This window comes from Psychrobacter sp. JCM 18903 (genome assembly GCF_000586475.1).
Taxonomy (GTDB): domain Bacteria; phylum Pseudomonadota; class Gammaproteobacteria; order Pseudomonadales; family Moraxellaceae; genus Psychrobacter.
In genome coordinates, this window is the sequence record NZ_BAWJ01000010.1 from 120,431 (window position 1) to 127,594 (window position 7,164).

7 protein-coding genes and 1 pseudogene are annotated in these 7,164 nt (G+C 42.0%); 6 read left to right on the forward strand and 2 right to left on the reverse strand.

All coding sequences use genetic code 11. From position 1 onward, the window contains the following. Positions 1-187 precede the first annotated feature (187 nt). Genes oppC through oppF form a run of 3 tightly spaced genes read left to right on the forward strand, consistent with a single transcriptional unit; the run spans position 188 to position 3,204 of the window. Entirely contained in the window at positions 188-988 is an 801-nt protein-coding gene (oppC, locus tag TT12_RS08800; protein ID WP_243443533.1) for an oligopeptide ABC transporter permease OppC, read from the forward strand. Between the two features lie 4 nt (positions 989-992). Continuing rightward, positions 993-2,198: an oligopeptide ABC transporter ATP-binding protein OppD gene (gene oppD, locus TT12_RS08805; protein WP_279378854.1), complete on the forward strand. Its 1,206-nt coding sequence runs from the start codon at positions 993-995 to the stop codon at positions 2,196-2,198. Then, a complete protein-coding gene (oppF, locus tag TT12_RS08810; protein WP_201606062.1) occupies positions 2,176-3,204 on the forward strand; it encodes a murein tripeptide/oligopeptide ABC transporter ATP binding protein OppF in 1,029 nt (342 codons plus the stop codon). Before oppD ends, oppF begins: the two co-directional genes overlap by 23 nt. Positions 3,205-3,651: 447 nt before the next feature. On the opposite strand, the gene TT12_RS08815 is transcribed toward oppF, so the two are convergent. Further along, on the reverse strand, positions 3,652-3,906 hold the full coding sequence (locus TT12_RS08815) for a DUF2798 domain-containing protein (protein WP_045442930.1): 255 nt from the start codon (positions 3,904-3,906) through the stop codon (positions 3,652-3,654). 253 nt (positions 3,907-4,159) lie between these two features. Here TT12_RS08815 and TT12_RS08820 point away from each other — a divergent pair, with 253 nt between their 5' ends. Beyond that, positions 4,160-4,864: an aspartate/glutamate racemase family protein gene (locus TT12_RS08820; RefSeq protein ID WP_045453984.1), complete on the forward strand. Its 705-nt coding sequence runs from the start codon at positions 4,160-4,162 to the stop codon at positions 4,862-4,864. A 25-nt stretch (positions 4,865-4,889) separates the two neighbouring features. Here TT12_RS08820 and TT12_RS08825 read toward each other — a convergent pair whose 3' ends face one another. Further along, on the reverse strand, positions 4,890-5,807 hold the full coding sequence (locus TT12_RS08825; protein WP_243443531.1) for an NAD(P)H-dependent flavin oxidoreductase: 918 nt from the start codon (positions 5,805-5,807) through the stop codon (positions 4,890-4,892). 359 nt (positions 5,808-6,166) lie between these two features. On the opposite strand from TT12_RS08825, the gene TT12_RS08830 reads away from it, so the two are divergent. Both TT12_RS08830 and TT12_RS08835 read left to right on the forward strand, forming a co-directional pair. Continuing rightward, complete coding sequence (locus TT12_RS08830) at positions 6,167-6,841, forward strand: NACHT domain-containing protein (protein WP_045453987.1); 675 nt, start codon at positions 6,167-6,169, stop codon at positions 6,839-6,841. A 22-nt stretch (positions 6,842-6,863) separates the two neighbouring features. Then, a pseudogene (locus TT12_RS08835) lies at positions 6,864-7,164 on the forward strand (hypothetical protein); the annotation flags it as partial.

The following is a 7,164-nucleotide window of genomic DNA, read 5'->3' on the forward strand; positions in this document are numbered from 1 at the left end:
GGTATCATTCATTATTATTATGCTAAATAGATTATTAAAAGGACGACTATGAGCCTTACCGCAGACCAGACAACTGACCTAGCAGACATAGGGCTCAGGAAATCAAAGGCCGCAGCCTTTTGCAAGATGCTAAGCGCCGTTTTTATCGAAATAAGGCGCCGTAGCCAGTCTTTTTATCTTGCTACTCGTGGCTGCCTTTGTCATCTTTGTACCGATGTTAGCACCTTTTGGCTATGCCGAAACCGACTGGAACTTTATGCAGTCCGCGCCAGCCATCGATAATAAGCACTACTTCGGTACTGATTCACTCGGTCGTGATTTGTTAGTGCGAACCGCAGTAGGTGGTCGTATCTCCTTAATGGTAGGCGTCGCCGGCGCTACGGTTGCAGTGATTTTCGGTACGATATACGGTGCAACGTCAGGCTATCTTGGTGGCAAAGTCGATACCGTTATGATGCGTGTATTAGAAATTTTAAGCGCCTTCCCCTTTATGTTTTTTGTGATTTTATTAGTCACTATCTTTGGTCGTAACCTTATCTTAATCTTTGTGGCGATTGGACTGGTATCGTGGCTGGATGTTGCGCGTATCGTTCGCGGGCAAACGCTAAGCCTAAAGAGTAAAGAGTTTATCGAAGCTGCGCACGTAGGCGGCGTATCAGGCTTTAATATTATCTTACGCCACATCGTGCCCAATGTACTCGGGGTGGTGGTGGTTTACGCCTCTTTATTAGTGCCAACGATGATTTTGTTTGAGTCATTTCTAAGCTTTTTGGGACTTGGTGTTCAAGAGCCGATGACCAGTTGGGGGGCGCTGTTGCAAGAAGGCTCAAAAACCATGCAGGTAGCACCTTGGCAGATTTTGATTCCCTCAGCTTTTTTAGTCATTACTTTATTTTGCTTTAACTTTATTGGCGACGGTCTGCGTGATGCGTTTGACCCTAAAGACGCTAAGAGGGTGCATCATGAAAAACCAAAGTATGAAGGATAAAAGCATGAAGGGTAAAAGTATGGAAGATAAAAACATAGCCACTCAAAAGATTCATAACGCCGCCAACGCGCCTAGTGCTTCTGAGAAAATAGAGTCTAATACTACTACCTTTAAGATGGGTACTGGTTCAGCGCTCGATAAGCCAGCTAATGCAGAAAATACCTTGTTAGCAGTCAAAGATTTATCGGTACAGTTCACGACCGAAGAGGGTCTAGTAACGGCGGTTAATGGCTTAAATTTTAACCTACATGAAGGCGAAACCTTAGGTATCGTTGGTGAATCTGGTTCAGGTAAGTCGCAGACAGCGTTTGCTATTATGGGGCTACTGGCAAATAACGGTTATGCCAAAGGTTCGGTACGCTTTGAGGGTAATGAGCTACTAGGATTGTCACAAAAAGCACTAAATAAAATTCGTGCCGAGCAGATCGCGATGATCTTCCAAGATCCGATGACCTCATTAAATCCTTATATGAAGATAGGCGACCAGCTCGCTGAAGTATTGATTTTACATAAAGGCATGAGTAAAAAAGACGCTTGGGCCGAATCCATACGAATGCTAGACGCGGTTAAGATTCCAGAAGCCAAGAACCGTATTGGCATGTATCCGCATGAGTTCTCAGGTGGTATGCGTCAGCGGGTCATGATTGCGATGGCATTATTATGTCGCCCTAAGTTGTTGATTGCTGATGAGCCAACCACCGCGCTCGACGTTACTGTTCAGGCACAGATTATGGTTCTATTAAACGAGCTAAAACGCGACTTTGGCACCACCATTATTATGATTACCCATGATTTGGGAGTTGTGGCGGGTATCTGTGATCGAGTACTGGTGATGTATGCTGGGCGCACCATGGCGTATGGAGAGACTGAAGAGATTTTTTATGCCCCAAGTCATCCATATACTATTGGGCTACTAAAAGCCATTCCGCGTTTAGATAACGATATGGGCAAGCTTGAAACCATTCCAGGTAGTCCACCAAATTTATTAGATTTGCCTGCAGGCTGTCCTTTTTATGAGCGCTGTTCTCATGCTATGGAAATCTGCCGTGATACACCGCCACCGCTGGAATTTCTACCGAACGAGCGTCAACGCGCTTGTCACTGGCACCCTGAAACACCCGTTGATCACTCACTAGATAGCTCAGCAGATATCGATGCCAATAATCAATCAGATGGAGGGCTAGCTCATGATGACACAGAATTTAGATAGCGCCAAAAGCAATAACCTAGCACCGTTATTGCAAGTAAAGGACATTCATACCACTTTTAATATCAAACAAAAAAGTACTTACTTTTGGCAGAAGCCTGTCACTCTAAAAGCAGTTAATGGGGTATCATTTGAGCTATTTGCTGGTGAGACTTTAGGGGTGGTAGGCGAATCAGGCTGCGGTAAATCAACACTTGCTCGTACTATCATCGGATTGATACAAGCTGACTCTGGCAGTATCAAGTTTTGTGATGAAGAGATGGTGGGTGCGTCCAAAAAGACCATGAGATTAAAGCGAAAAGACATTCAAATGATCTTTCAAGATCCGCTGGCATCACTTAACCCGCGCATGACTGTAGGGGATATTATCGCCGAGCCTCTTCGTACTTATTATCCTGAAATGAAGAAGCCTGAGGTGCAAAACGAGGTACGCGCCATCATGAAAAAGGTGGGGCTACTGTCCAATCAAATTAACCGATATCCGCATGAGTTTTCAGGAGGTCAGTGCCAGCGAATAGGCATTGCTCGAGCACTGATATTAAAGCCCAAAATTATTATCTGTGATGAGCCAGTCTCCGCCCTTGATGTCTCGATTCAGGCGCAGGTCATTAATTTATTGCAAGATGTGCAAGAAGAGATGGGGTTAGCGCTTATCTTCATTGCCCATGATCTTTCTGTGATTAAGCACATTGCTGATCGAGTCTTGGTCATGTATTTAGGCAACGCCGCCGAGCTGGGTGTGAACAAAGCCGTATACGGCAATCCGACTCATCCCTATACCAAAGCACTGATGTCTGCTGTACCGCTACCCGATCCTATTGCTGAACGTAATAAGGTCATTCAGTTATTAGAGGGTGATTTACCCAGTCCAATCAATCCCCCGTCAGGTTGCGTTTTTCGTACCCGTTGTCCACTAGCTGATGAAGAATGCGCACAGATTAAACCCGTGTTAGAAGGCACCATAAATCACCGAGTGGCTTGTTTAAAGAATAAGGTCGAGGTGGCTTAAAAGTGGTTTTTGGTTTTTGGTTTATGAGTATTGACTGTATTAAAAGCAGGCGGACTTATTCAAATGCTCTTAATACAATCTAATACTTTTACTCATTGGTTTTAAACGTCAGCAGTTAGCATCAATCAATCAGTTTCACCGATATCAATAGCCATTTGATTAATTAATGTTGTTAGCTGACCACAATGATGGGCTTGGGGATGGCTTTATTACGGGAGTAATTAGGAAGGTCATTAAAGTCTCTTATCCAGATCCAGTTACTTATTATAAGATGACTCAACGTCCCTAATATCCAATCAAAAAATACCCTTTTATCTTCGCATAAAATACCTTCAGCAAGGCTGTGTATACGACCACAGATTTCTTAATTCATAGCGGCATGATGATTTACCATCAGCCACAGCGATGCTTTATCATGGCATTCTCATACTTTAACTTCTAGATGGTTCAATAAAACTCAATACGACTGAGCAAATGCTCTTGGATGAGATAGGCGCAAATATAAGCGCTCGGCCACGCGACTATAAAGGCATATTTCCATGAGTGAAACAGCGTGATAAAGAACCCATCGACGAATCCTACATTGATCAGCAGCAATGCAGTTGAGATAATCGTGGACATCAGCAGTGCCATTAAAAAGGTAAAAATAAGCCGATAGTACTTGCGCCGTGTGCGTATTCTGATGGTAGGGAATTTTGCCATAGTGTGAAGGTGTCCTACATGGTGATGGTGGCGTTTGATGAACGATGTTGCGTAGTGTCATGTGTTCTCATTACTAACCATGATATCGTATGTTGTTGAGTGGATAAAATCGTTATTATCAATGGCGACATTCGTTATATTTTAATGACTGTTGTCTCATGCATGAAAATAAAAACTCCCAAAAAATAACAAACTAAAGATGATTGATTTTGCTACGATAAAATCGATTAGAACTCACAAATAAGGCAATAAAATGACCGTACACAAGCAGCGAACATTGGGCATCATCGGTGGTATGAGTTGGGAGAGTAGCGAAAGCTATTATCGGCTGATAAATAAGGGTGTCAAGGATAAGCTGGGTGGCTTACATTCAGCAGATTTATTCATACATAGCGTGGACTTTGCGTTGATCAATAAGCACCAAGAGCAAGATGAATGGGCAGCGCTGGGTGTAATCATGGCCAGCAGTGCTCAGCGTTTGCAAGCCGCTGGCGTACAAGGGCTCATGATTGCCTCTAATACGATGCATAAATTACTCGATGATGTGCAAGCCGCGACGCATTTACCCGTTATTCATATCGCTGATGCCACTATTGCCGCCATCAAAAAACAGAATCTGTCTAAAATTGCCTTATTGGGCACTCAGTTTACGATGACGGAAGATTTTTATAGGCAGCGTTTGGTGGCTGCGGGGCTTCAAGTGTTGATACCAGAGAGTGATGCGCGAGCAGAGGTACATCGAATTATCAAAAAAGAGCTGTGCGTCGGTCAATTTAAAGACAGCTCGCGTCAGTATTATCAGCAGGTGATCAAAGATTTAGCAGATCAAGGCGCAGAGGGCGTCATCTTAGGCTGTACAGAAATTGGACTGCTTATTAAGCAAGCAGATAGCCCAATTCCAGTATTTGATACCACTTTGATTCATGCAGCGGCAGCGGTGGATTTTTTATTAGAGTAGCGCGGACTGATAAAAACATTTAAGCCTATAACGTTTTGACCAAGCGCTCTAACAGCTCAATCGTGCGCTCTTGTCTGACCAAAGCGACGCCTTGTCCTGCCCATAAAGACTGATATTCTGGATCAAGATTATTGGTCGCATGACCACGCAAAAACTTGGTCATCGCATTTAATTGTGGATAGGGCGGTAGCTCATGCGCGCTTTCAAAGCGAGCAAAATCACGCAAATAATCATTTAATAAACCACGAGCCTGCTTACCTGAAAACAGTCTCGTTAAGCGTGTCTCAGCACTGCGTTTATTTTCACTAGCATCAAGTAGTGCTTGTTTATAAATATCATTAATACCGCATTTATCTGTGGTCAAAAACGCCGTTCCGATTTGCGCCAGCTCAGCGCCAGCCGTTTGCACTGCTTTGATATCTTGCCCAGTCATGATGCCACCTGCTGCAATTAACGGAATATCGGTACACGCGCGCGTTTGAGTAATCAGCGTCAATAATCCCAATGGATCGGTTTCACTTTGCGCGAGCCAGCCACCGCGATGTCCACCCGCTTCGACCCCTTGTACACATACCGCATCTGCGCCAATATCGCTCCATGCTTTCGCTTCTAATGGATGATTTGCCGTCCCGATGACGCGCGTGCCTAGACCTTGCAGATGCTGAACTTGCTCGGCGCTAATAATACCAAAGGTAAAGCTAGCGACAGGAACAGGATTGTCATAGAGCACTTGTATCTGGTCTGCAAAGCTTAGCGCTGGGCGTTCAGGTAGCGCACATTCGATATTGTTTTCTTGATAGTAATGACTCAGCCAATCAGGAATGGTGGTATCAAAGGTGCTCGATTCCTGCTCAGATAACACCATCAGATTGACCATAAAAGGACGGTCGGTCAGGGTCTTAATCGTATTGATTTGGCTATCCAAAACGTCTGGCGCGGTCATGCCAGCACCTAATGAACCCAGTCCACCAAAGCTACTGACACTCGCAATCAGCTCAGGGTGGTGGCACCGCCTGCCATTGGCGCTTGAATGATGGGGTAGGTTAGATTGAGGGTATTGAGTAAGCTCATGAATGGCGCCTTTTTATTAGGATAATTGCATGGCTTACTGTAGCAGAGGAAAGCGACGTGCGTGTTGGATAGTGTTTATTTAGTTGCTGAATAGGGTAGTGGGTTTTGACTACGAAGTTGTAGTTAAACAGGTTGGTTTTAACTAGAATTTTGTTGGAAGGGTTAAGAGAATAGTGTAATACTATAGCTAATTATACGATTTTAATACCGACATTAACTTAAGGATTTCTGATGTTAGAGCCTGTAATTCCACTCGTCTTGAAAGCTAGTATTCCAGTATTAATTAAAAAAATACTTGAAGAAATGAAACCTATTATTAGTAATATAAATGATCAAACAAGACAATATTTTGAAATTGGATTGAAGAAGTACTTAGAAAAGAAGTTTGATCAATACTCTGAGCTTAAAACTTTACTTAAAGGTAATACACCAGTCTATATTTATAGTATTTATTATCCTCTTAAGTTAAAGAATGAGGATGAAGTCATTGACACCAATAATGTCTCCAATATATTTGAGAAATCTAATGCCGTAACTATTATTGGTGATGCAGGTAGTGGTAAAAGCACGCTTATAAAACATTTGTTTTTAAATACTATTAAAACAGGATATGCAATACCTGTACTTGTAGAACTTAGATATCTAAATAATGAAGAAAATAGTTTACAAGATTATATAAAGACTAAGGTATTAGAAGACTGCATTGCTGAAAATCCGAAAATTTTAGAAAAGCTATTTGAAACAGGCAAGTTCGTTTTTTTCTTAGATGGTTATGATGAGTTAAATACAGAAGTTAAAGCAGATGTCATTAAAAATTTAGATGAGTTTAGGAATAAGTATCCAAATAACAAATTTATATTAACTACTAGACCTTACTCAGGTATCGAGCAATTGCAAAGTTCATAATTACTATGTAAAAAAGCTTTCTATGGAAGATGGAGAGATATGTGGTTTCGTAGATGCCCAATTGAGAGAAGAAATTGAGCTTAGAGATAAAATTAACGAGTCTATAGTCACTAACAATAGTGGGCATATTAATAGCTTTTTGACAAATCCTTTGTTGTTATCTTTATATATTTTAACTTTTAAGTCTAACGCAGATATACCAGCTAAAAAACATATCTTTTATCGTAGAGTCATTCAAGCATTGTTTTCGGAACATGATAGTCAAACTAAAGTAGGTTACATTCGGCAAAAAAAATCTGGATTAGTTCAAGAGCAGTTTGAAA